17 protein-coding genes are annotated in these 23407 nt (G+C 34.0%); 1 reads left to right on the forward strand and 16 read right to left on the reverse strand.

What is annotated here, in order from left to right:
* Positions 1 to 5 precede the first annotated feature (5 nt).
* The 5 genes from C5F49_RS08290 to C5F49_RS08310 form a co-directional block, all read right to left on the reverse strand.
* Positions 6 to 3800 carry a S8 family serine peptidase gene (locus tag C5F49_RS08290; RefSeq protein ID WP_179362507.1) on the reverse strand — a complete coding sequence of 1265 codons (3795 nt, stop codon included), beginning with the start codon at positions 3798 to 3800 and terminating at the stop codon, positions 6 to 8.
* Between the two features lie 31 nt (positions 3801 to 3831).
* Positions 3832 to 4764 (reverse strand): methyl-accepting chemotaxis protein, encoded by a 933-nt coding sequence (locus C5F49_RS08295; protein WP_425489651.1) that lies wholly within the window; start codon positions 4762 to 4764, stop codon positions 3832 to 3834.
* Between the two features lie 154 nt (positions 4765 to 4918).
* Entirely contained in the window at positions 4919 to 10096 is a 5178-nt protein-coding gene (locus tag C5F49_RS08300; RefSeq protein ID WP_179362509.1) for a hypothetical protein, read from the reverse strand.
* Between the two features lie 215 nt (positions 10097 to 10311).
* Positions 10312 to 11643 carry a ThiF family adenylyltransferase gene (locus tag C5F49_RS08305; RefSeq protein ID WP_179362510.1) on the reverse strand — a complete coding sequence of 444 codons (1332 nt, stop codon included), beginning with the start codon at positions 11641 to 11643 and terminating at the stop codon, positions 10312 to 10314.
* Positions 11643 to 12857, reverse strand: a complete 1215-nt coding sequence (locus C5F49_RS08310; RefSeq protein WP_179362511.1) for a threonine synthase — start codon at positions 12855 to 12857, stop codon at positions 11643 to 11645. Before C5F49_RS08310 ends, C5F49_RS08305 begins: the two co-directional genes overlap by 1 nt.
* A 212-nt stretch (positions 12858 to 13069) precedes the next feature.
* Here C5F49_RS08310 and C5F49_RS08315 point away from each other — a divergent pair, with 212 nt between their 5' ends.
* A complete protein-coding gene (locus C5F49_RS08315; protein WP_179362512.1) occupies positions 13070 to 13645 on the forward strand; it encodes a hypothetical protein in 576 nt (191 codons plus the stop codon).
* 1 nt (position 13646) lies between these two features.
* Here C5F49_RS08315 and hisI read toward each other — a convergent pair whose 3' ends face one another.
* From hisI to C5F49_RS08370, 11 genes are read right to left on the reverse strand one after another with little or no spacing between them, the layout of a single operon-like run.
* On the reverse strand, positions 13647 to 13976 hold the full coding sequence (gene hisI, locus C5F49_RS08320) for a phosphoribosyl-AMP cyclohydrolase (protein ID WP_179362513.1): 330 nt from the start codon (positions 13974 to 13976) through the stop codon (positions 13647 to 13649).
* 24 nt (positions 13977 to 14000) lie between these two features.
* Entirely contained in the window at positions 14001 to 14804 is an 804-nt protein-coding gene (gene hisF / locus C5F49_RS08325) for an imidazole glycerol phosphate synthase subunit HisF (protein ID WP_179362514.1), read from the reverse strand.
* The gene (gene hisA / locus C5F49_RS08330; protein WP_179362515.1) at positions 14801 to 15508 is read right to left on the reverse strand and encodes a 1-(5-phosphoribosyl)-5-[(5-phosphoribosylamino)methylideneamino]imidazole-4-carboxamide isomerase; all 708 of its coding nucleotides are present in this window, start codon (positions 15506 to 15508) and stop codon (positions 14801 to 14803) included. The genes hisF and hisA overlap by 4 nt, the downstream gene beginning before the upstream one ends.
* A complete protein-coding gene (gene hisH, locus C5F49_RS08335; RefSeq protein ID WP_179362516.1) occupies positions 15505 to 16110 on the reverse strand; it encodes an imidazole glycerol phosphate synthase subunit HisH in 606 nt (201 codons plus the stop codon). Before hisH ends, hisA begins: the two co-directional genes overlap by 4 nt.
* Complete coding sequence (locus C5F49_RS08340; protein WP_179362517.1) at positions 16110 to 16697, reverse strand: imidazoleglycerol-phosphate dehydratase; 588 nt, start codon at positions 16695 to 16697, stop codon at positions 16110 to 16112. Before C5F49_RS08340 ends, hisH begins: the two co-directional genes overlap by 1 nt.
* Positions 16698 to 16722: 25 nt before the next feature.
* Positions 16723 to 17697 carry an HAD-IA family hydrolase gene (locus C5F49_RS08345; RefSeq protein ID WP_179362518.1) on the reverse strand — a complete coding sequence of 325 codons (975 nt, stop codon included), beginning with the start codon at positions 17695 to 17697 and terminating at the stop codon, positions 16723 to 16725.
* Positions 17694 to 18764, reverse strand: coding sequence for a histidinol-phosphate transaminase (gene hisC, locus C5F49_RS08350; RefSeq protein WP_179362519.1), 1071 nt, complete (start codon positions 18762 to 18764; stop codon positions 17694 to 17696). Before hisC ends, C5F49_RS08345 begins: the two co-directional genes overlap by 4 nt.
* Entirely contained in the window at positions 18761 to 20032 is a 1272-nt protein-coding gene (gene hisD / locus C5F49_RS08355; RefSeq protein ID WP_179362520.1) for a histidinol dehydrogenase, read from the reverse strand. Before hisD ends, hisC begins: the two co-directional genes overlap by 4 nt.
* Complete coding sequence (gene hisG, locus C5F49_RS08360; RefSeq protein ID WP_179362521.1) at positions 20032 to 21009, reverse strand: ATP phosphoribosyltransferase; 978 nt, start codon at positions 21007 to 21009, stop codon at positions 20032 to 20034. The genes hisD and hisG overlap by 1 nt, the downstream gene beginning before the upstream one ends.
* Positions 21010 to 21047: 38 nt before the next feature.
* Positions 21048 to 22304 carry a hydroxymethylglutaryl-CoA reductase, degradative gene (locus C5F49_RS08365; protein WP_179362522.1) on the reverse strand — a complete coding sequence of 419 codons (1257 nt, stop codon included), beginning with the start codon at positions 22302 to 22304 and terminating at the stop codon, positions 21048 to 21050.
* A gap of 1 nt (position 22305) precedes the next feature.
* On the reverse strand, positions 22306 to 23397 hold the full coding sequence (locus C5F49_RS08370; RefSeq protein ID WP_179362523.1) for a PQQ-dependent sugar dehydrogenase: 1092 nt from the start codon (positions 23395 to 23397) through the stop codon (positions 22306 to 22308).
* Positions 23398 to 23407: the final 10 nt, after the last annotated feature.

The raw sequence follows: 23407 nt of genomic DNA on the forward strand, positions 1-23407 counted from the left end.
TTCAGTTAATTTGGAGGTTTTTGTCTAATGATAAAAATGAAAACTAATCCGATCGCAATTCCAATGACTATTCCTACTGCAATTCCAGTACTAAATGGAAGATCAGAATTCACATTATTTGGATCTTGAATTTCTATTTTAGATATTATTTCAGATGTATCTTCAATTTTTGTAGGTATTGTTTTTATTTCCACATTGACAGATTCTTGAGAATCAAACATTTCAGCAGAAATATGTGTGAATTTAGCTGCAAGTGTAATTGGTTCTGTAGTTGATGAACCTCCAAATAATGTAGAGTGTGTCAATAGTGTGTAAGTGCCAGTTTGGTTAATTGGAACATAGAGAACAGTTGAAGTGTCATCTTTATTTTTCACAGGATAGAAACCCCCACCTTGACTAAAAATTGAACTGCCTAACCAATCAAGTGAAGCCCATCCCAGAAAATGACCAAAGACTCCAGATGGGACATTAGTTTGTATTATTTCTCCTAAAGGATTCATTACAAATACAGATAGATTTGTGTTATTGCTAATCCAGGAAAGTTCAATTGCTGCAGCATTGATGGATGGATTTTGAATATCAAAATAATATTGCCTCCAATCTCCTGCCATGTATCTATTAACCATATCAAATGCACCTTTTGTGTAACCATTTCCATAAAGAATATCATCACTTTGTATTCCTTTGATCAAAATAGTAGAATCATTTTCAATTACAGGTTGTTTGATAACAAAAGATATTGGCGCATTTACAGTATGTTGTTCACCTTCAAAAGTTAAAAATCCTTGATACATACCTGTTTGATAATCTGTTGGCGTTACCAAAGTAACATCAACAGTTGATGAGCTTTGAGGAGAAACCAAAATTGTTTCAGATTCAGACCAAAGGATAGGCCATTTTTCTTTTTCATAGTGACTAGCTGAAATTGTATAATCCATGGAAGTAGAATTTAGTTTAGTGTCACCTAACCAGTAAGAATAACGTGTAGGGACTGGGTAAACTCCAACTAATGGAACACCATCAAATTTTTCATTTGGTTGTGAAACCCTAAGTTCTTGAACAGTTCCCCATGAACCAGCTCTATTCACTAAAGATAATTCATCACTAGTAATTTTTGTATCATTATTGTTATCAATCCAATCATAAAGATAAAGAGAAGAAATTTTGAGATCATCTGCATAAACATCTGAAGTATTATTCATAAAATCATTAAATTCAAAATTCAGATTTAGAATCATTAGTGATGATTCATCAGGAATTGGATCATCATTGTTAAAAAATTGCCCAAGTTCATCTTGATTTGCAAGTTCAGATAATTTTACATAATTTGGAATGAATGTATCAGTTTTATTCATCAAAGTATCTTGTTGTCTTACAATTGTTGTTCCATTAAATTGAATTTTAGAAATTAATGACAAAGTCTGAGGTTTTACATTTATTGTTTGAGATTCATTTGAAGGATTATCTATGGTAAAAGTTGTTGTAGTTCTATCTCCAGGAAGTAATTGTCCTGCAAACCAACTTGTCATTGGAAATGATTTTGAAGGTAGTTGGAATTTCTCAAATCCTATTGATGTAGAGTTAATTTTTTCAATTGCAGGTTCAAGAATATTTTTTATATTATTATATGAACCATCATTGTAAACAATAAAAGTTCCATTTTTACCATTAACGTAATTTAATGCAGATTCAATATTTACCAAACCAGAACCTTGAGTAAATGGATCATTTTGTAAATCAGTTGCAGTAGACATGAGAATATTTTTGATCAAAAAAGAATCATAATCTTTAGATTGTTTTTTTAATTCTTCAATTAGTATTGCAGCACTTCCAGATACAAGGGGTGCGGCCATACTAGTGCCACCAAATAATGAAAAAGATTCATTTTTAGAATCTTTATTAATTTTCAACATATTAGATGGTACAAAACCATGGGCACCAATACTCATAACATCAGGTTTTGGATCTCCTATTGAACTAGGACCTCTACTAGAAAAATCAACTACATTGTTAGAATGAATTGTTGTGTTTCCAAATCTAGGTTGATCCTTGAACGGACCATAACCAACAAAAACATTGTTTGTGGTAGCACCAACTGACATACCAAATGGTGAAGCATTTGGCAACCCAATTGTACCATAACCATGACCTGAATTTCCTGCACTAGAAATTATTGTAATGCCAGGATAATTATCATTAAAAGAATTAGGAGTTGTAAGTACACTCAAAATTAAAGATAGCATATCCATTCCAGGGGATGCCTTGAATGATGGGAAATTGGACACACCCCAACTATTAGAAATTATATCAACTCTTGGATTTCCAGTATATTCCCAAGTATGTTCATTGTTTTCAAATCCTGCAATCCATAACCAACCATATACAGTATCTCCAAACCACAGCGCTTTTACGGGTAGAATTTTTGCATCAGGAGCTACACCAGTGATAGAATATTTTTTTGAATTATTATAAATGTCATAAGTTTCTTGACCACGTGAAGTGATTGAAGCTGCACTAGAAGTACCATGTCCCATAAAATCTGTCATCAAGCCAAAAAATTCACCATTAGGATCCAAAGGTGGTAAAAGAGTTCCATTAATTGCCTTTAGTGCATCATCAATATCAGTAGAATTATTTTTAATTACACCATAAACATCCAGAACTTGCGCACCAAATGTGCCAGCACTGTAATCAATTATTCCATCATTGTTTGAATCATAAACAAGGAATTCTTTTCCACTTCCTAATACAATAGGCTTTTCATCAGTAAAATCAAAGTCATAATTTGGTTTTTTACCTTTTTCTAAATCAAATCGCGTATAATCTTCCCATGAAGTACTAAGATCAGGAATTATTGTATCATATACTCCTGGAATAAATGAATCAACAACAAGTACAGGTACAACTTGTATTTTAGAATAAGGTCCACTCAATCCACCTTGATATATCACACCAAGATGATAAACACCGCTTTTAGATTTAATATAATTTCTATTATCTTCGCCAATTTTCATATCAGTTGTTAGCGTTCCATTAAATATTACAGATGAACCAATCTGTGGAAAAAATGAATTGTAAATAGGTATGTTACTACCTTTCCCACCTTGAGATACATCAAGGAACACACCATCCCGTGTAACATACGCTGACGATGTCATATGAGAAGGGATTGGTTTACTATAATTTCGAATTATTTCATTTTTATCAATATATGCAAAAAAAGTTGCGTTTGTTAATACAATACCTTGACCATCAGGATCAAGCATTATAGGATGATTAAGATCATTTCTTGCCAAGGAATGTTGTATATCAGGATTTGAAAAGTCAACACCCGTATCTACAATTGCAATTACAGTTCCATTTCCAGATGAATCATACTTTGTTTTAGCTAAATTTGAACCAGTTATTTCTCCAATTCTAGAAGCGTCTTGAATTTGATTATTTTGTGAATGAAAATCTAATTGGAAATCTTCAACTACAGTATACCCTTGAGAAACCAAATTAGTTGCAGAAGTTTCTGTAAGTATAGCAACAGAAAAAAATCCAGAATCAGATTGAATTCCATAGAATGAATTAGTTTTTAAAATATCATTTTTTTCTAGTTTATCTCCAAAAATTAAATATCTTTTAAAATCATTTTCAGTAAAAAAATTAGAATCAATATCCACAATACCAGAATCAAAAATTAAAGTATATTTCTCGTCATTTTCAGTTTTTAAATCAACAGGAATGAAAGCATGTGAATTAGTTATCATCGGAGAAAATAACAATATGAAAAAGAGTATAGCCACTTTGGGCATTGATATGTTTTCGATTCTTATCTTATTATAACTATCTTCTTCTAGCTAAAATTGCTATTTGAAGTGCAACAATTAGTCCCACAGATGCAATGATTGGTAACAATAATGCATTTAGTTGTGCAGATGATTCACTGATAGATTTTGCAGAAAGTGCAAACGTACCAATATTTTCATCAATTTGAGTACTGGCATATTTTAAAGTAGTATCAAAACCGTTTATTTCAGATTTTAAAATTTCAAGTTCCTCTGATGTTTGATCCAAAATGGAATTTAATTTAATTATTTGATTTGAAATTCCTCCAAGATCTTGACTCAACACAGTTGTAGCCGCTGATCCATGTGATGTTGTTCCTTGACTAAATGCAACTACATGGAATACATGAGTTCCTTCTTCTATCGGAGTATAATCAACATAGTATAATCCCTGATGTAATGTCTTAAATGAATTAGATAGAGTAACTGAAGATCCTGAAGGTAGGTGAACGTGAGTTGTCCCCAATAATTTACTAGGTTCATTTCCAATCAATAATCCATCACTTGTCGTCTGCACAAAAACTCTAATTGGATGACCTTTTGCAGCAGTTTCAGGAGCAAAAACTAGTGTATTTACAAATCTTTCAATAGTTACATCAAGTAAATCAATAGTAGCTGAAAATTTAACATCAATTTTTTTCGATACACCATTTTGTTCTGTACTAATTACCTCAACAGTATACGTTCCATATGGAAAATCAGTGGAAGGTCCAGGCCATGTTAACAATACATAGTTAAATGTGCCATCAGAATTTGTAGTAATTTGATCAAATTTTGTAATTGTTTCATCGGGGGCAAAAACTCTAATAATTAAATTCTCTTCAGGCAATCCGTTGCCATATACTTGTAAATTATGTGCAGGAGAATAGACCTTACTATTTGTAAAAAGTTCAAGTTCTTCTGCAAATGAATTTGGAGTATTCATCAACATAACTAGAAAAAAAACAGAAAGACAAATTTTGAATTTCAATTTAATTAATTGTTAATCTTCTCCTAGATATTACTTGTGAAAAAATTGTGCATAACTTTCGTTAAGAGGTATTCAAAAAAAAGAAAAAAAGGAAAATTTGAACTAGTTATCTTACTTATTGTACAGTTACTGTTGTACTGACTGGTGGTGATAATGCCGTTGGATTATCTACTGATTCCCATACAAATGCAGTTGCTGTGTAAGTTCCTGCTTGTGTTGGAATCCATGATAATGCCGGGCTGAATGATTGACCAGCAGATAGTGAACCTGTAATCCATGCTAGTGAGACTGTAACACCGTTACCATCTTGGATCTGTACCAAGTATGCGAATGATTGCTCTCTATCCTGACCATTTGCTAAGTCAGCACTGATTTGCACCTGTTGATCAACGGAGACAGTATCTAAACTGTTGCCGAAGGCATCAACTGTTCTCAAGTTAGCAGCTGGTGCTCTCTCGAGAGGTGGTACTACAGTACCGATTAGTGAAGTGGCAGTGATATCAAGTTCATCTGCAGTTGTGTACGGATCTGGTAATGTATTGTCCTCATATTCTGCGGTGACAGTGTCACCTTCTGCGACTCTGAGTCTGTGACCAGATGATTCGTCAGAAACTGTAAAGAATACAGTACCTTCGAAAATTCCGGTTGCCTCATTAGTCTCAGTTACAGTAAGGTCAATACCTCCGGCGTCGGAGTCAGACCACACATCGACATCGAAGTTGTCGACTGCTTCTGGATTTAAGTTCATGTCTGGATCAATTACTCTTACAACACCTGTTCCGCTAGCTGGGTAGCTTGCTTCTAACCATTGTACCTCTCCGATGTTCCATCTGATAAGTGCTGAACCGACTACAGTTTCATCCTCTGAGAATTCAAAGGAGACTGTAATACCGTCATCGTCATCAGTTGGTAGTAGTCCATCTGTTGGACCAGTACCATCAAGAGATTTTATACCGGATGCATCGCCTGCAGTACCATCGCCATCTGCATCATGTGTTGTAAATCCTGTTAGGATTACTTCACCTGTGAAGATGCCTGTGTCAGTTCCAGTTTCGACGAGTTTGTAGTTGTCAATATTGAATCCTCTTGTAGAGATCTTTATCGGATCACTAGAAGTATTTCCAATCTCGTCAACTAAATCACCGTCAAAGTTGTGATCTGGAGCGACTATGGTAACGTAGACTTTGTCAGTCCATGTGTATACTTTTTGGTCAAGTTCGACAGTTGCACCGAAGTTAGATGTGAAGACTGTGATGTTTACATCTTCATCTTCATCACCTACATAATCTGAACCGGATGGACCCCAATCAGTGTACTCTAAGATGATTTCTTCACCTCTTTCAAGGTTATCACCACCTAGAGCATCAGGAATCTCGATAACAATCTGGAAGATACCAGTACTGTCACCTGTTTCTCTGAAATCTGTTGGCTCTGGGTCAAATGCTGTTGCACCAACACCAAGGTTACCCATGGTAGTAGTAGCGGCATCTGAATCCCATTCGATTAAGTCCAAGTCATAAGTCTCAGCACCATCATTGTCAAGATCAAGGTCTGGCTCAATGAGTGTTAAGATCATGTCGGAACCGATAATGTATACGGATTTGTCGGACTGCAATACACCGTTTCTTAGGTCAAATGTAGCAGAATCAGTTACAGTGTTAACATCACCAGATGCATCTGCTGGATCAGTGTACTCTACTTGGAGAATATCTCCTTGTAAGATACAATAATTCAGACCAGCTGCACTTGCAACGCTAAATCTGCTTAATTCTGTACCAGAAGCGGTACCGTCTATACTAGTAAAGCCTGTGGCTAAAGTAGGTGGACAGGTAGCACTTGCTGGACCGTCAGTGTATCTGATGTTAAGATCTAATTCGTAAATACCGGCATCTGGGGCAATCTCATCGATTGGACCCAATTGTCTGGTGGCCAAAGGAGTTGCATCGCCGACATCTATTGTGCCGTCAATTTCTGTTGGACCACCTGCATAACCGAGTACGACTTCAGAAGAACCTCTAACTACAGAGATTTTTACTGGGCCGACTGCAGCTGCAGCGGTATTTGCGTTAATAGAATCTTCACCAGCTGGGTTAATGTCAAAGTCTGGATCGTTAACTCTAATGTGGACTGTTAGATCACCATTTGACAGGAATTCTCCTGCATCAAGATCTGCAGTATTACCTGCTACGACTCCCATACCAGTTTGGTGGATTGGGAATACGGATCTTTGTGAAGGAGTTTCAGTTGTTCCTGTAGCAAAGTTTGCCGGAACACCAAATGGTACCGGATAAACTGTTCTATCAAGGCTTACTGAACCTGTGTTGGCACGTACTCCTGCTGAGTCACCTACTTCAATTATTTCACCAGATGCATCTCTATAATCAACATAGTTGACTTCGATGTCGAGTCCGGTTACGGTCTCGGCTACACCTGTTGCTGCTCTACACCAATCTGCTGGGATTTGGAAATCACCAATAAATTTGCCTGAATCTTTGGCTGTCTCTACTAGAGTAAATCCAGTAGCAAACAAACCATCATCAAATTGAGCGTTACAAGTAGTACCAGTATTCTCCCATTTTACATCGTCAAATGTAACATCGAGGAGTCTACCTTGAGAACCAAATGAAAGGGCTTCTTGTAGGGCAGTTACATCGACACCTACTTGATCGTTATCTGCTCCGCCAGTTGCATCAGTAGATGGCTGTGAGCCAGCTAATGGTGCTACTACGGTGTAAATATCGATAAGATCAGAGTCGACGTTTAGATCTAAGTCTTCTAGAGTAATAATTACAGTATCAGCTGCTTTGTAAGAGTCTTGATTTAGAGAAACAATACCAGAGTGGCTTGGAGCTTCTTCTTGATCAGATATTGGAGTTACTACACCATCTGCACCTAAGTCGTTATATGAGACTCTTGGTGCGTCTTCGTCAGTCAAATCTTCAATTACGATGAATGAAGGATCGTCTGCGATTGGAGTAATTCCTGCAAAGGTTGCAACATCAATAATATTGAGTTGGTTAACCATGATATACTCAAGTGAACCTACGAAGGTACTTGTGTTATCACCTGTTTCTTCAGCTTCAATTCTGATGATTTGGTGTGCAATTCTTTCGTTTGATTGTACGCCGTCATCTGTGAAACCAAATGAGAAGAAGTCAGCTACTATAGCTTCTTTATCATCGATACCTGTAACACCTCTTGCTGTGGCAGCTCCTGCATAGTCAAACTCGATAGCGAGACCGAGATTTTGTCTTTTTGGATCTGTTGCACTAAACAAGTTAGCATCAAGGCCATTCAATGAAATGTAGTCCTGTCCAGTTCCGTTTGCAATAAGTACTACAGCGTTTGATTGTGTTGCTGTAGCATTAGATGTGTATCCTGTTGCAGTAAGAATTGTACCGGTTTGATTAAGTAAGAATATACTTACTTCATCTGCACCGAAGGATTCTACATTATAGTTAAAGAAGTTAAATCGGACACCTGTTGCGTCTGCTTGGCCAATTGTTTTTTGTAGTTCACTCATGGTTGTACCAAGGTCTACAATAACTGTACCAACTTCAGCAGTTGCATTTACTACCTGTGAAAGAATTGCTCTTTGACTGAAAGTATCTACTGCTGCTGTAGAAGTTGTGTTTGCGCCAGTTCCACTGATCGTTACCAAGGTGTAGTTTGCTAGTGCACCAGTTGCCATATCTCCTGCAACGGTAGAACCACCTAATACGGTTCTAGTTGCATTAAATACATTGACTGATGGTGTACTAGTTCCCTCACCAATGGTAAATGGATCTCCTGTTTTTAAGGCAGGAACAAGTGTGATTTCTGTGTTATCTAAATCTAAGTCTTCATCAGCTCTGCTGTTTTTGTTTTGATCACCGTCAACGATGGTTACTGGAATCTCTTCACCAGAGCTCCATTCATCATCAATTGGTTGGATGTCAATACTTGCAAAGCTGAATCCCACAAGAACAGTTACTGGTGATTCATTGTAATCAAGAGATGCTGAGGTTCCCCTCTTTGCATTAGTTGTTACTTGAATTGCTGATACATCTGATTCATCATATGTACCAAACACACCACTGTTTGGACCCTGTTCGGTGATTGTTACAGGAACTGATCCTTCCCCTAGTTGTGCAGTAAATGCTGCTACACCAAAGTTTGTTGCATTATTTGATGAGGCAGTAGAACTGGTACCATTTAGGTTATCTAGGATAGAATCATCGTTGTCCTGGATGGTAAGTACATTAGCTGTTGAGCCTTGTACGTTCAAATTAATTAACAGATTACAATTATCTTCACACATTAGTGAGGATCGTTGTTGTGCTGTTAATTTGATCGGAGTACCACCGGATGCACCGTTTTCATCGAATACTTGGTAGTGTGGGCCTCTGCTTGTAGCGTTGGCGTTATTCGTACCAAATGTCCAAGAGTCTTCATCAGTTGGGTCAATGTTTAACCATAAGTCGGTAATTGTTGCGTGAATTTGTGAACCTTTTGGATATACAGATCTGTCCAATTCTACACCAGCAAAGTTATCAACAGTATCAAAAGTTAATGTGGTTGATTGAGCACCACCACCTTTGTTGTACTGTACGACAACGTTACCAGTTGGGTTTAGAGGATAGAGTTGTATAATTGGCCATGCTGCACCATCATTTAGCACACCAATTTGGCCTGCTGCTGTTGCTGATGGGTTAGCTGCGTCATTTAGGTTTAGAGTTTTTGCTTCTCTGACAACATTGTTGGTGTTACCATTAGTACCTGCTGGGACACATGCAGTTGAACCTGCAGTAATTGCGCCACCGCTTGAAGTACCATTAATACCACCTGTAACGTTACCAGATGCGAATCCGACTGTGTCACTTAAGTTAATACCAACTGCGGCTACGCCGTCAGCTGCTTCACAAAAGTCACCAAAGTCTAATCCACTACCAGAAACTAATGATCCTGCTGCTGTTGAATCAGCAATCAGAGCCATGTTTCTATCTGCAAAGTATCCATACCAGTTACCGTCTACGGCTTGAGCCATTCTCAGGATCTTTCCGTTGACTGTAACATCTGGTTCACCTTTTGCTTGATCTGTATCATTGATATCAGAATCAATTACGACTACCTCAATTACTTGAGGACCTGACATGTAATTGTCAAACTGTGAGTTTTCTGCGGAAACAAATAGGTTAGCGTTGGCTGCATATGCAGCTGGCATTACACCAGGTGCTGCAAATGTCAAACCACCGGCTAACATAATTGTCATTAATGTAAGACTAGTTATTTTACGTCCTATTTCGTTATTCATGTTATTGATATTTTTCTTAAAAATTAGTATAAAAGACTAATGGACGAATTGTCCACAATTATCGAATTTTTTGTAATTATTTTAGTAAATATTCAAATTCAATATAATTTCTAGATATTTTAGTCATAATAATCATAGTTTGATATATGAAATAGTAAATGATCGTCATATTTTTCATATTTTATGTATAATTAATGAAATTTTTGTAGGCTATTTTACGCCTTGATCTCTTTACCAAGTAAAGATTTGTACAAAAATATAGCATCAGATTCATCCTTTGGTCCTACGACAACTGCAGAACCTCTTTTCATAAAACTAACAGATAATTCATTTGTTCTCAAAGACAAACCCAAGTCACCTTGATTATCAATTGTAAATCCTTTTTGTTTTCCAATTGCAATAACACCATTAACATCAAGATCAAATGTTTCAGTTGGAGTAATAGAGTAAGTTCTCTTTCCACGATTACGTCCACACAACTCTTCTAAAATTAATTCTTCTTTTTGTACAACATCAAGTTTTCCTGTTCCACATATTGGACATTCTTCAGCTCTGAATGTTCTAGTACTGTTAAAATCTAAATTTTCTAAATCAATATGTAAAATTCTTTCAGAAAGATTAGGGGTTTTTCCAAGAATTATTTTTACAGCTTCTGCAACTTCAATTGCACCAACAATAGAAAGTATTGGAGGATGAACACCTTCAATACTACATGTTGGCATTTTATCCTCATCTAATTCAGGAAACATACAAAAATAACATGCAGATTTTTTTGGTAAAACTGTAAAGACTTGTCCTGATGTTCCAACTGCAGCCCCTGTTACAAACGGAATTCCAAACTTAACACATGCTTTGTTTAATGCATATCTTGCATTAACACTATCAAGTGCATCAATTACAACATCGCACCCTTCAACTACTTCTAATGCAGTGTAATCGTTTACAGATATAGATAATGCTTCAATTTTACAATCAGGATTTAATTTCTGTAATTTTTTTGCAGCTACTTCAACTTTAACTTGCCCAACATCATCTTCATCAAACAACATTTGTCTATGTAAATTAGATAGTTCTATTACATCTCTATCAATAATACGTAAAGCCCCAACACCCATTGTAGCTAACCTAGAAATAATTGGATGTCCTAAACCACCAGTTCCAACAACACAAACTTTGGCATTTTTTAATTTTAATTGTCCACCATATCCAATTTCTTCCAACATTACTTGCCTTGAAAATTTATCAAGTTCTTTTGGAGATAATTCTTCAGAACCACCTGCAACTGCAGGTAAAATGTAAACTTCATCACCATCTTTTAGAACAGCTTCCATGCCACCAGAAAATTTTGCATTCTTTCCATTGATGTAGATATTTATCAATGAACGCGGGGTTCCATCACCTTCCAAAACTCTACGCTTAAAATCATCACCCATAATTTCTGAAATCTTTGCAAAAGCATCAGATAGAGAATCAGCAGAAATCTCAGTTTTCTTCTCCCCACCACTTTGGTTTAGTACAGATGGAATTGTAAAAGTGATATTTGTCATTAATTTACTACCGCCGATATTTCTCCAACGTCTGCTTTCATTACAGTTGGTTTTTCTAAAACGTCCATAATTGATTCAGTTGCCTTTAGACCATTACCAGTAACATAACATACTACTTTGTCATTTCTATCAATCTTTCCTTGTTCAACCATCTTCTGAAGAACTGAAATAGAAACTCCACCTGCAGGTTCTGTAAATATTCCTTCAGTTTGTGCAAGAAGTAAAATTGCATCAAGGATTTCTTTGTTATTACATTCTTCTGCAAACCCATTATACTGTTGTAATCGTTTCAAAACATATCTACCATCACCAGGATCACCTATTGCTAAACTCTTTGCAACAGTGTCAGGATGCTCAACTGGGATTACTTCTTTACTATTTTTCTTAAATGCGTCAACTATTGGTGCACATCCATGTGGTTGTGCTGCAACCATATGCATGTTTGAAACATCATCAAGTAATGAGACAGTTTGTAATTCTTCAAATCCTTTACAAATAGCATTGAGCATTGCACCACTTCCTACTGGAACTATAACTTGATCAGGGACTTGCCAATCAAGTTGTTCTGCTACTTCAAATGAAAATGTTTTAGAACCTTCTACATAGTGTGAACGCATGTTAATGTTCACTATACCAATTCCTTTACTATCACCAATTTGTGCAGCTATTGTGTTTGCATCGTCATATGTTCCATCAACTGCAATGTAATTTGCACCATAAGATAGTGCTTGTGCAATTTTTGCCATCTCAATATTACTTGGAGCAAATACATGACATGGTAAACCTGCTTTTGCTGCATGTGCTGCAGTTGCAGATGCTAAATTACCAGTTGATGCACACCCAACAGATGTTAATCTAAATTCTTTTGCTTTAGATATTGCAACTCCAGCAGGTCTGTCTTTAAAGGAAAATGTGGGATTTACAGAATCATTTTTTATGTAAAGATTGTTTAGTCCTAGTTTTTTTCCAAGATTATCAGCCTTGATAAGAGGAGTCATTCCAGCACCAATGCTTACAATATTAGATTTTTCCTCTATAGGTAATAATTCAAAATATCGCCAATAGGTATGCTCACGATTAGAAAATGTCTCCTTTGTAATTGCAGGAAAATTATATTTTACATCAAGTGGGCCAAAACACTCATCGCAGATGTACTTGAAAGCAGTATCATATTCTTTCTTACATTCTCTGCATTGTAATGAAGTTCTAGTCAAGATCAGTATATCCTTTGAGAAAATACATAAAAAATCCTAATATCAAGTTAAGTGTTACTTAATTTTAGCTATTAAAAAATATAATGAATAATAATGAGCATAAGGTGAAAAATAGGAAAAGTGGAATTTTAGCAAAAAAAAGTAAAACAATCAAATTTTATAAAATTTGAATTATGAGGAAGGTTTTTAGATATTTTTGAAAGGATATTTGTGTGAATAATAAGATTGTAATTCCAATTGCAATAGGGATAATCATAGTAATAGGAGGAATTATTGTAATTACAAATCAAGAATCAGATACAATTAAAATTGAAGATACATTGAATAAAGAATTACAACTAAATGAAGATATCACACCAGAAGTTGAAGAAAAATTAAATGAAATAGAAAAAATAAATTTAGAAAATGAATATTCACCAAAAGAAAGAGAATGGATAACTTCAGGTCCATTTCAAATTGATCGCAGTGAATATGTTTTAGGAGAGAAAATTTTTCTGAGAATTGGAGGATTAGAATATGATGACAAGGGTCAAGTTGCATTTCTAAGACCATTAAACAATACACACTATTCAGTATTCATTACAATTCCATTTGATGGTGCAAATAAACCTGCTTTCAATTATTATGTAGAACCGCAACTTTCAAAGACAAAAGGATATTGTACTGTAGATGATTTTGTAGGAAATTGGAGAGTGGTGTTTAGAGGTACAGATTACCCCAATTTAGAATTTAAAATAACAGAACAGATACTACCTGGAAATGAAAGTGATTTTAAACCAATCTGTTGATTTATTTCTCTAAAGAATTATGAAAACAAACTTTGTCACCCAAGTGACATGCAGGGCCTGAAGGTTCAACAAGATAAATTATTGCATCAAGATCACAATCAACTAAAATTTCTTTGATTTTTTGAATGTTGCCAGATTCTTCTCCTTTCATCCAAAGTTTATTTCTGGAACGACTCCAAAACCAAGAGTTACCAGTTTTTTTTGCAAGTTCTAAAGATTCTTTATTTGTATATGCCAACGTAAGGACATCTTTTGTATTTGCATCTTGAACTATAACAGGCACAAGACCACCACTTTTCTCAAAATCTAATTCATCGATGGTTTTTTCCATAATTACAAATAAAAAAAATAGCTATTATAATCTTACAGGGATACCCTTATTTTTCAAATAGGACTTTACGCCATTTACACCATGGGTCTCATAATGAAATATGGAAGCAGCTAGTGCAGCATCTACATTTGATTCCTTGAAAACCTCAATCATGTCATCAGGTTTTCCACAACCTCCTGAAGCAATAACAGGAATAGTTACTGAATCAACGACATTCTTAGTCAGTAAAATATCATAGCCGTCTTTAGTTCCATCTTTATCAATACTTGTAAGAAGAATCTCCCCTGCACCTAATTTTTCAGCATCTTTAACCCATTGAATTACATCGATTCCAGTACCTTCTTTCCCACCATAAATGAAAACTTCAAACCAAAATTTTTTATCATTCTCAATAAAAATATTTTTTAAATCATCTATGTTGTAATTTCTTTTTGCATCAACTGCTATCACTACACATTGGCGTCCAAACAATTCCATTAATTCTGTAATGACTTTAGGGTTTTTTATTGCTCCAGTGTTAATTCCAACTTTATCTGCCCCATTTAGTAAAATATTTCTAGCATCTTCTAATGACTTTACCCCACCACCGACAGTAAATGGAATATCAATTACTGATGCAACTTTCTGAACCAGATCTTTAAGGGTTTTTCTCTGTTCATCTGATGCAGTAATGTCTAAAAAAACTAGTTCATCTGCCCCTTCATTGCTATATTTTTTTGCTAGCTCTACTGGATCCCCAGCATCTTTAATTGATTCAAAGTTTAATCCCTTTACCACTCTTCCATTTTTTACATCCAAACATGGAATAATTCTTTTAGTTAATGTCATGATAATTTTTTTGCCTCCTCAATTGAAATTTTTTTCTCATACAGTGCCTTGCCAAGGATTACTCCAAATGCATTTTTTTCTTTTACATTTTTAACATCATCAAGATTAGAGATTCCTCCACTTGCAATGATATTTGTTTTAGGTAAATTACATGCTTGTTCTAAAAATTCTAAATCTGGACCTTCCATAGTTCCATCACGACTAACATTTGTTAGTAAAAATTCAGTAAAGCCCATTTCAAGAAATTCATTAATTGCAGGAATTAATTTAATTCCAGTATCTTTTTGCCAACCATTAATTACGATTTCACCATCTTTATGATCAACCGAAATTACAATTTTTTCTTCTCCTAGTTTAGACAATAATAATTTCAGTAGAGATTTATCTTTGAATGCCAAAGTTCCCAAAACAATTCGTTCCGATAATTTTGCCATTTCCAAAACTGATGATTTATCTCTCAATCCACCAGCAACTTCAACTGGAATTGAAATAGATTCAAGGATTTTTTTAATCACATCAAGATTGGAGCCAATTCCAAGAGTTGCATCTAGATCAACTAAATGTAAAACATCTGCACCTGCAGATTCCCATTTTTTTGCAATCTCTACAGGATTGTCACTATACACAGTCTTTTGGCCAGGATCTCCTTTGTACAATCTAACAACTTTGCCATCCATAAGATCAATTGCAGGAATAATTTTCATTTTTTACACTCTCTAAGAAAGTTCTCTAACATTATTTTTCCCACAGTACTTGATTTTTCAGGATGAAATTGAGTTCCATAGAAATTATCTTGTTCCACTACAGCAGGAACTTTAATTCCATAATCAGATTCAGCAGTTATGACATCATCAGAATAAGGTTTTACCCTATACGAATGAACAAAATAAGCCCATGAACCATCTTCCACACTTTCAAGAATTTTTCCAGGTTTTTTTATTTCAAGATTATTCCATCCCATGTGTGGCACTTTCATACTAGAAGGAAGTATTATTACTTCACCATCAATAACATTCAGACCTTTCTCTTTACCTTCTTCACTTTTTTCAAAAAACATTTCCATCCCAAGACAAATCCCTAATACAGGCATATTTCCGATATATTCTTTAAATTGAATTTTAGATAAATCCCTAATACTATTCATTGCAGGATCAAAATTTCCTACACCTGGAAGTATCAATCCAGAATATTTATTTTCATTATCAAAATTAGTTATTACATTAACTGCAGCTCCTACTTTTTCAAGTGAATTTTTTAGACTGAAAATATTTCCAGCACCATAATCAAAAATTGCAACACTTACCATTACATTGAACCTTTTGTACTTGGAATTCCTTTTTGTTTTTTATCTAGCGACGATGCATTTCTTAATGCAACAGCAAGTGATTTTATGGCAGCCTCAACTTTGTGGTGATCATTATCCCCATACTTCACAGTGAGATGAATGCAACTATTGAGATTTTGCAATAAAGATTGAAAGAAATGCTCAAGATCCTCTTTTGATATATCTTCAATCTTATTACGTTTAATCAATAATGTTAATTTCCAAAATGGACGTTTTATCAAGTCAATTGAAGCCTCAGCAAGAGATTCATCCATTGGAACAGATGCATAGCTAAATCTAGTAATTCCACGTCTAGAATTTAGTGCCTTGTCAATTGTTTGTCCTATTGTAATTGCAGTATCTTCAATCAAATGGTGTTCAATTCCATCATTAGATTTTGCATCAACTTTGAGATCCATCATCCCATGTTTGCCAAATGATACAATCAAGTGATCAAGAAAATTAATTCCTGTTTTGATAGATGTCTTTCCTACTCCATCAAGATTTACAGTCACAGAAACGCTTGTTTCTTTTGTATTTCGTTTAATTGATGCTTTTCGTGGTGCCATTTTTCTCACAGATTATGTAATTGTTTTATTCTAAATTTAATACCTTTGGTAATAGATTAATTGAATCTAATACCAAAATAGCATCATTTCGCTCAAATAGTTCCAATTTTTCTTGAGGATCTTTACTAGTTCCTATAATTCCACAAAAAGTAGTTTCATGTCCTAAATCACTAGTTCTTTTGGCCATAATGAAATCCTCCATAGAATCTCCAACATAAAGAGTGGAAGTGCAATTCATTCCTTTAATTGAATTTAAAAGAGATTTGGGATTGGGTTTTGCAAGTTCACGTGATTCATCTTCAAGAAATATAGAATTATCTAAATTAAATTTTTCAAGTAGGGATTTTAAAGAATAACTTACAGATTCTTTTCCTCTTCCAGTCACCATTGCAATTTTTGAATTAAATTTTTTCTGTAATTTTTCAAACAAAATTTCATTTAGGAGTACATCATCTTGTTCAATTAAACCAGGTTCAGAAAAGTTTGAATATTTATTAAATAATTTTTTATATAATTCAGGTCCATAAAATATCTGATCAAAAATTTGGTATAAAGGATTATCATGATGAGTTCCAGGATAAGATAATTGTTTTTTGATATCAGAAATATCAATTTTATCTTCAATATATTTTTCTACAGATACAATTCCGGTAGAATCAGAATTTTTAATTACATCAAAGATAAAACTGGATGGATTTTTTTCTAATTTTTCAGCAGCAACAAGTGAAATTATTGCAGCATAAGTTAAATCAACTTCATCATTAAATCCCCCAGTAGATTTGAATCCATCAATAATTTTAAAATCAACATCAATAGAAGAATCAATTTTTGCTAGATGTTCTAAAATATATCGAGTAGTTTTGATAATAGCCAGATCATATGATTTTGTAATATCAATTAACACCCCATCACAGTCAAAAATTATTGCATCTATTTTATTTAGAATTTGAATTTTAGAATCATCCGTATAGACACCGTCAGATTTTTTTGTTAAAGTCATCCTAATAGATCACGAATAGCCAACAAGAATTTTGAGTTCATCTCTTTTGTTCCAATAGTTACCCTAAGACATCCATTATGATTTCCAATTTTACCTAATTTTCGAATTGAGATTCCCTGTTCAGCAAGTGCAGAGTAGACACGTTTGTAGGCACCATGAGCATCAAATAACACAAAATTAGCCTTGGAATCAAACACATCAAAGGCATCAAAAGTTTGTAAAGTTTCAACTATTCTTTTTCTTTCAATTTTGATAATTTCAAGAGTATCTTTCATTTGTTTTGATTTTTCCAAAGCATGAATTCCAGATTCAATTGTGATAGTGCTAATTGGGTATGGGTATTGTAAAACATTCATAAAAGTTTCAGTAAATTTTTTGTTTGCAATAAAATAACCCAGTCTTAATCCTGCTAATCCAAATGATTTTGAAAGAGTCTGTACAACAATTAAATTATTTTGAGTCTTCACCATACTTGATAAAGAATATTCACTAAATTCACCGTATGCTTCATCAATTATTACAAGACCCGAAAAAGATTTTATGAGTTTTTGTAATTCAGTTTTTGTAAACTGGAATCCAGTTGGATTATTTGGGGAATCTAGATAAAGAATATCTGCATTTTTAGATTGCTGTATGAAATCTTTAATGTCTAATGTCATATTATCAGAAAATGGAATTGCAATTAGAGGTATATCATAGAGCTTACAACGCTCTTCAAAAAATCCAAATGTAGGATTTGATGTGAGAACTTTTGTTTCATTTGATGCAAAATTTGAAAGGATTAAATCTAAAATCTGATCAGAGCCATTACCTACACCAATCATAGATGATGGTATTTTTGCAAATTTAGATATTGTTGCAATTAATCTTTCGACTCCTCCTAATGGATATTCTCGAATGTCAGAATTTTTTCTTGCAGAAGAAATTATATCGTTTTGAAATTGTTTTGAAATTACATAATTTTCATTAGAATCAAGTTTTACAGAATCCTCAATTAGTTCAGGTTTTTGATAGCCACCTATTGAACTAAATTTCTTAATTTTATCTTCAAACCAATTTTTTTTCAATTTATTCTACCCCTTACTGCTTCAAAGTGATTTGAAAGTCCTTCAGCTTTTGTTAAAACTTCAAGATGTTTTGAGATCTTCGACAGTGATTTTTTAGATGATGTAATCTGTGTGTTTACTTTGATAAAGTCCAAAACAGAGAGGGAGCCTCTAATTTTTCCAAATCCGTTAGTAGGAAGGATATGATTTGAGCCTAGAATATAATCACTTGCTGATGATGGAGTATCATTTCCAATTAAAACAAGCCCAGATGAAGTAATTTGGGAAGAGATAGATTCCGAATTTTTGGCCATTATTTGCAAGTGTTCAGGGGCTAAAATATTTGCAAGTTTTATCATATCAGAATTAGTTTTACATATTCCAATAAATCCATTATTTTTTAGACTAGACTGGACTATTTTTCCTCTTTGAATTTTTGGAATTAATTCTGACACAATTTTGTTTACTGATTTTGCAATTTTCTCAGATGTTGTGATCAAATAACAAAATGTATCATTGCTGTGTTCAGCTTGAGAAATCAAATCTAATGCCACAAATTTTGGATTTGCTGAACTATCTGCAATTATTCCTAATTCAGTAGGACCTGCAAGCATATCAATTCCAGTCTGATCACTTATCATGGATTTTGCAGTTGTAACATATGCACCACCAGGACCTACAATTTTATCCACTTTACGGATTGATTTAGTTCCAAAAGACAATGCTGCAATAGATTGAACACCTCCTGTTTTGTAAATTTCATTTGCACCACAAATATCAGCACTAACAACTGTTAATGGATCAATTTTTCCAGCAGAATTTGGAGGAGATACAACTACAATTCTTTTTACTCCCGCAATTTTTGCTGGAACTACAGACATAATTACAGAACTAGGATATCGTGCCAATCCCCCAGGAATGTAACAGCCTACACTTTGAATAGGAATGAATTTTTTAGAGATTTTTATTCCATCCTGGTTAATTGTTTTATTTTTGAAAAGTGATTTAATTGAAGATTCTGTTTTTCCAAGTCTAGCTTTTGCTAATCTTAATGCATCAAGTTCTGTTTTTGATATTTTAGAATATGCATTTTTTATTTCATTTTGAGTTAAGCGTAACGATGATATGTTTGCCTTACTAAATTTTTTTTCATATTTGCGAATTGCAGCATCTCCATTTTTTCCAACATCCTTTAGAATAGATTCAACTATAGTTTTGTTATTTTGAGCCTGTTTTGGAAGTATTTTAGCTGCAAACTGTTCAACATTTGTTACTTTGATTATTTTCATCAATTTTCTTCGTCACGTTTTATTTCCTCAAGTTCAAGTATTTGTCTAGGTTCATGAACAACAAGACCTTGGGCAATCTTTCGTAATTTAGGAATGAGTTTGTGAAATTCTTCTTTTTGAATTACTGTATTTACACCAAACCATCCTTGTTCACTTAGTGGACTAATTGTAGGTTTTTTGAGAGAAGGCATCTGTGTCAAAAGCTTTTTCAGATTTTTTTCTTCAACATTTAGATAAATGTGTAAGAATTTCTTGCCTTGAACTGCACCCCTCATCAAAGTTACTATATCAAAGATTTTTTCACGTTTTATAGGATCTTTTAATGATTTTTTATTTGCAATCAAATGTGCAGTTGAAGTAAGAACCTCATCTACAATTTTGAGTTTATTTTGTTTTAGAGTTGTTCCAGTTTCTGTAACATCCATGATTGCATCAACATCCTCAGGTGGTTTCGCTTCAGTAGCACCGAAGGATAAATGAATTTGAACACTTTTGTTATTTCCCAATCTAACCCAAGGAGTAACAATTAGAGGATCTTTTGAACCATAATATTTTTTGTAAGATTTCGATTGTTTTAGAAATTTTGATGCTGTTGTGAGATATTCAGATGAAATTCTAAGTGTTTTTTTCTTCTTACCATAATCTGCAATCATTTCATCAAGATTTTTGTATTTGTATTTATCAGGAAATGCAATTACTAGTCTAATTTTCCCATATTCTAAATCTAAGATTGGTTCAACATCAGAATTTGTTTCTCCTACCCAATCCTTTCCAGTAATGCCTACATCATACAATCCTTCTGCAACCATTGTCGGAATTTCTTGAGGACGAAGCATTTTGACAACAATACTTGGATCATCTAGATAAACTCGATATGTTCTACTTTTTCGATTTACTTTGGTAAACGATCTTTCTAACAATTTGAAAGTAGCTTCTTCTAAACTTCCTTTTGGAATAGCAAATTTTACTTCAGACATTTTTAATTTTTTCACTTTTTAGCTATATAATCGCATGTTTAAATTTGCTCAAGTAATTCTTTGGCTCTATCAAGTGAAATTTTCTTTTCTTCAATCATTTTTTGAACAATTTCATCAATTTGATCAGGTGTAGCACCTGCAGCAGCAGCTAAATTCCTAGCATGAAGACGCATGTGTCCTTTTTGAATCCCTTCAGTTGAAAGAGCTCTAATTGCACTATAATTTTGAGCCAATCCAGTAGCAGTCATCACACATGCAAGTTCTTGTGCAGATGTTGCTCCTAGAATCTTTGTACACACTTTGGCTACAGGATGAACATTTGCAATTCCACCCACAATTCCTACAGAAAGTGGTATTTCTAAAATCCCAACTAGATTCCCCTCACTATCCTTACTCCATTTACTCAAAGAACGATATTTTCCAGTATGTGCAGCATAAGCATTAGCTGCTGCCTCTATTGCCCTACTATCCTGACCTACTGCATTAGCAACAGCTATTGTTCCATTCATAATACCTTTGTTATGAGTAACGGCTCGATACACATCATTATCAGCAAACTCAAATGCAGAAATAATGTTATCAACTACTTGCTCACCACCTACAGCTTCTTTTTCAAATACTGCTTTTGCTTTCACCATTCGTCTAGTAGAATAATTAGATAATATTCTTAATAATGCTCTTCCACCAGTAATTTTTTCAATTAAAGGGGAGATAGCTTCGCACATAGTATTTGTAACATTTGCACCCATTGCATCACCTACGTCAATAAGTAATTCAACAATTAGCATTTTTCCAGATGGCGTATCAATTTCTTTACATGAAATTTCTTTAGCACCTTTTCCCATTTTAGATAAAGTATTACTTTTTGAATTTGCTAGTTGTATTATTTCCTTTGTAGCATTTTCTATTTCCAATATTGCTGATGAAATATCAACATCTAACATTTGGATTTGACCAATGCTAATAGATTCATCAGCAAATACTTCAAATCCACCTTTAATTCGTGCAACTTTAGCACCCTTTGATGCAGCAGCTATTACGGATGGTTCCTCAATTACCATAGGGACTAAGTAATCCTTACCGTTTATCTTAAAATTTGTAGCAATTCCTAAAGGAAGAGAGAAAGTTCCAATGGCATTTTCAACCATTTTATCGGCTTTATCAAAAGAAATTCCCCCATTATCATTTTTTAAAATTTCTAATTCTTCATTTGAAAGATTTGCAAAATTGGCAACAACATCTAATCTTTCTTGTTTAGATTTTTCAAAAAATTTGGAAATTGATGAATCAGGCATTTTATTTCAATATCCTCAATAGTTTATCATCCATACTATCTGGAAAACCTTTTCCATCTGTATTTGAAGTAATTACATACAGACTACCATCAGGACCTTGTACTACATCACGTACACGTCCTATACCACTAAGAATTGACTTTTGTGAACTCAACCCTTCTTCAAAATCTAATTGGTATAGATTTGCTGCCCTCATGGATGCCATAATAAATGAGGATTCAAAGTCTATGGAATCCCCAGAATAAAACAAGATACCTCCAGGTTCTATACTTGGATCATAACAAAGAAGGGCATCTTCAAAAATTTTATCACCTGAACATTGTTCCTCAGGCCATCCATAATTTTTCCCTGCTTGAATTAGATTAATTTCATCATTTTTTTCTGGACCAAATTCTGCAACAAAGAAATTTCCATTATCATCCCAAGTCATTCCCTGAGGATTTCTGAATCCTAATGAGTAGACAAGTGAATTAGGAAATGGATTATCATCAGGAATTGTACCATCATCATTTAATCTTAAAATTTTTCCAGATAGAGAATCAAGATCTTGTGGTGAATGAGAAGCATCAGAAATAGTACCTGTACCTACATACAATTTTTCATCTGGACCAAATTTCAAAAAACCTCCATTTGTAAATGAAGAACCAGGAATTTTATCTAAAATAATTTCTGCATTTTGTAATTTGTTCTCTGATTCAGTAATTCTTAAAATCTTATTCCATAAATTATCACCTTCTTCATAGGTCAAAAATACATACATGTAATGATTATTTGAAAAATTTGGATGTAATGCAATCCCCAACAATCCACCATCAAACACATCAGCTCCACGTAATGTAGCTAATGGAGATTCTAACAAAGTGTTATTTTGGATTACTTTAATCATTCCATCTTTTTCAGTAACAAAAATCCTATCATTAGAAACAGCAATAGCTCTTGGCTTATCGAGATTTTTAGCTAAAATAGTTACAAAGTCATTTTCAGAATTAGAATTTGGAAGAGGTAATGGAATTGGATCTGTTGGCGATGTTAAAACTAATGCTGAAAATACAATAGCTACAACAATTGCAGCAACTTGAATTTTTTTATCCATGAAAACATGA

Origin of the sequence: Nitrosopumilus oxyclinae (genome assembly GCF_013407165.1) — an archaeon.
GTDB classification, from domain to species: Archaea; Thermoproteota; Nitrososphaeria; order Nitrososphaerales; family Nitrosopumilaceae; genus Nitrosopumilus; species Nitrosopumilus oxyclinae.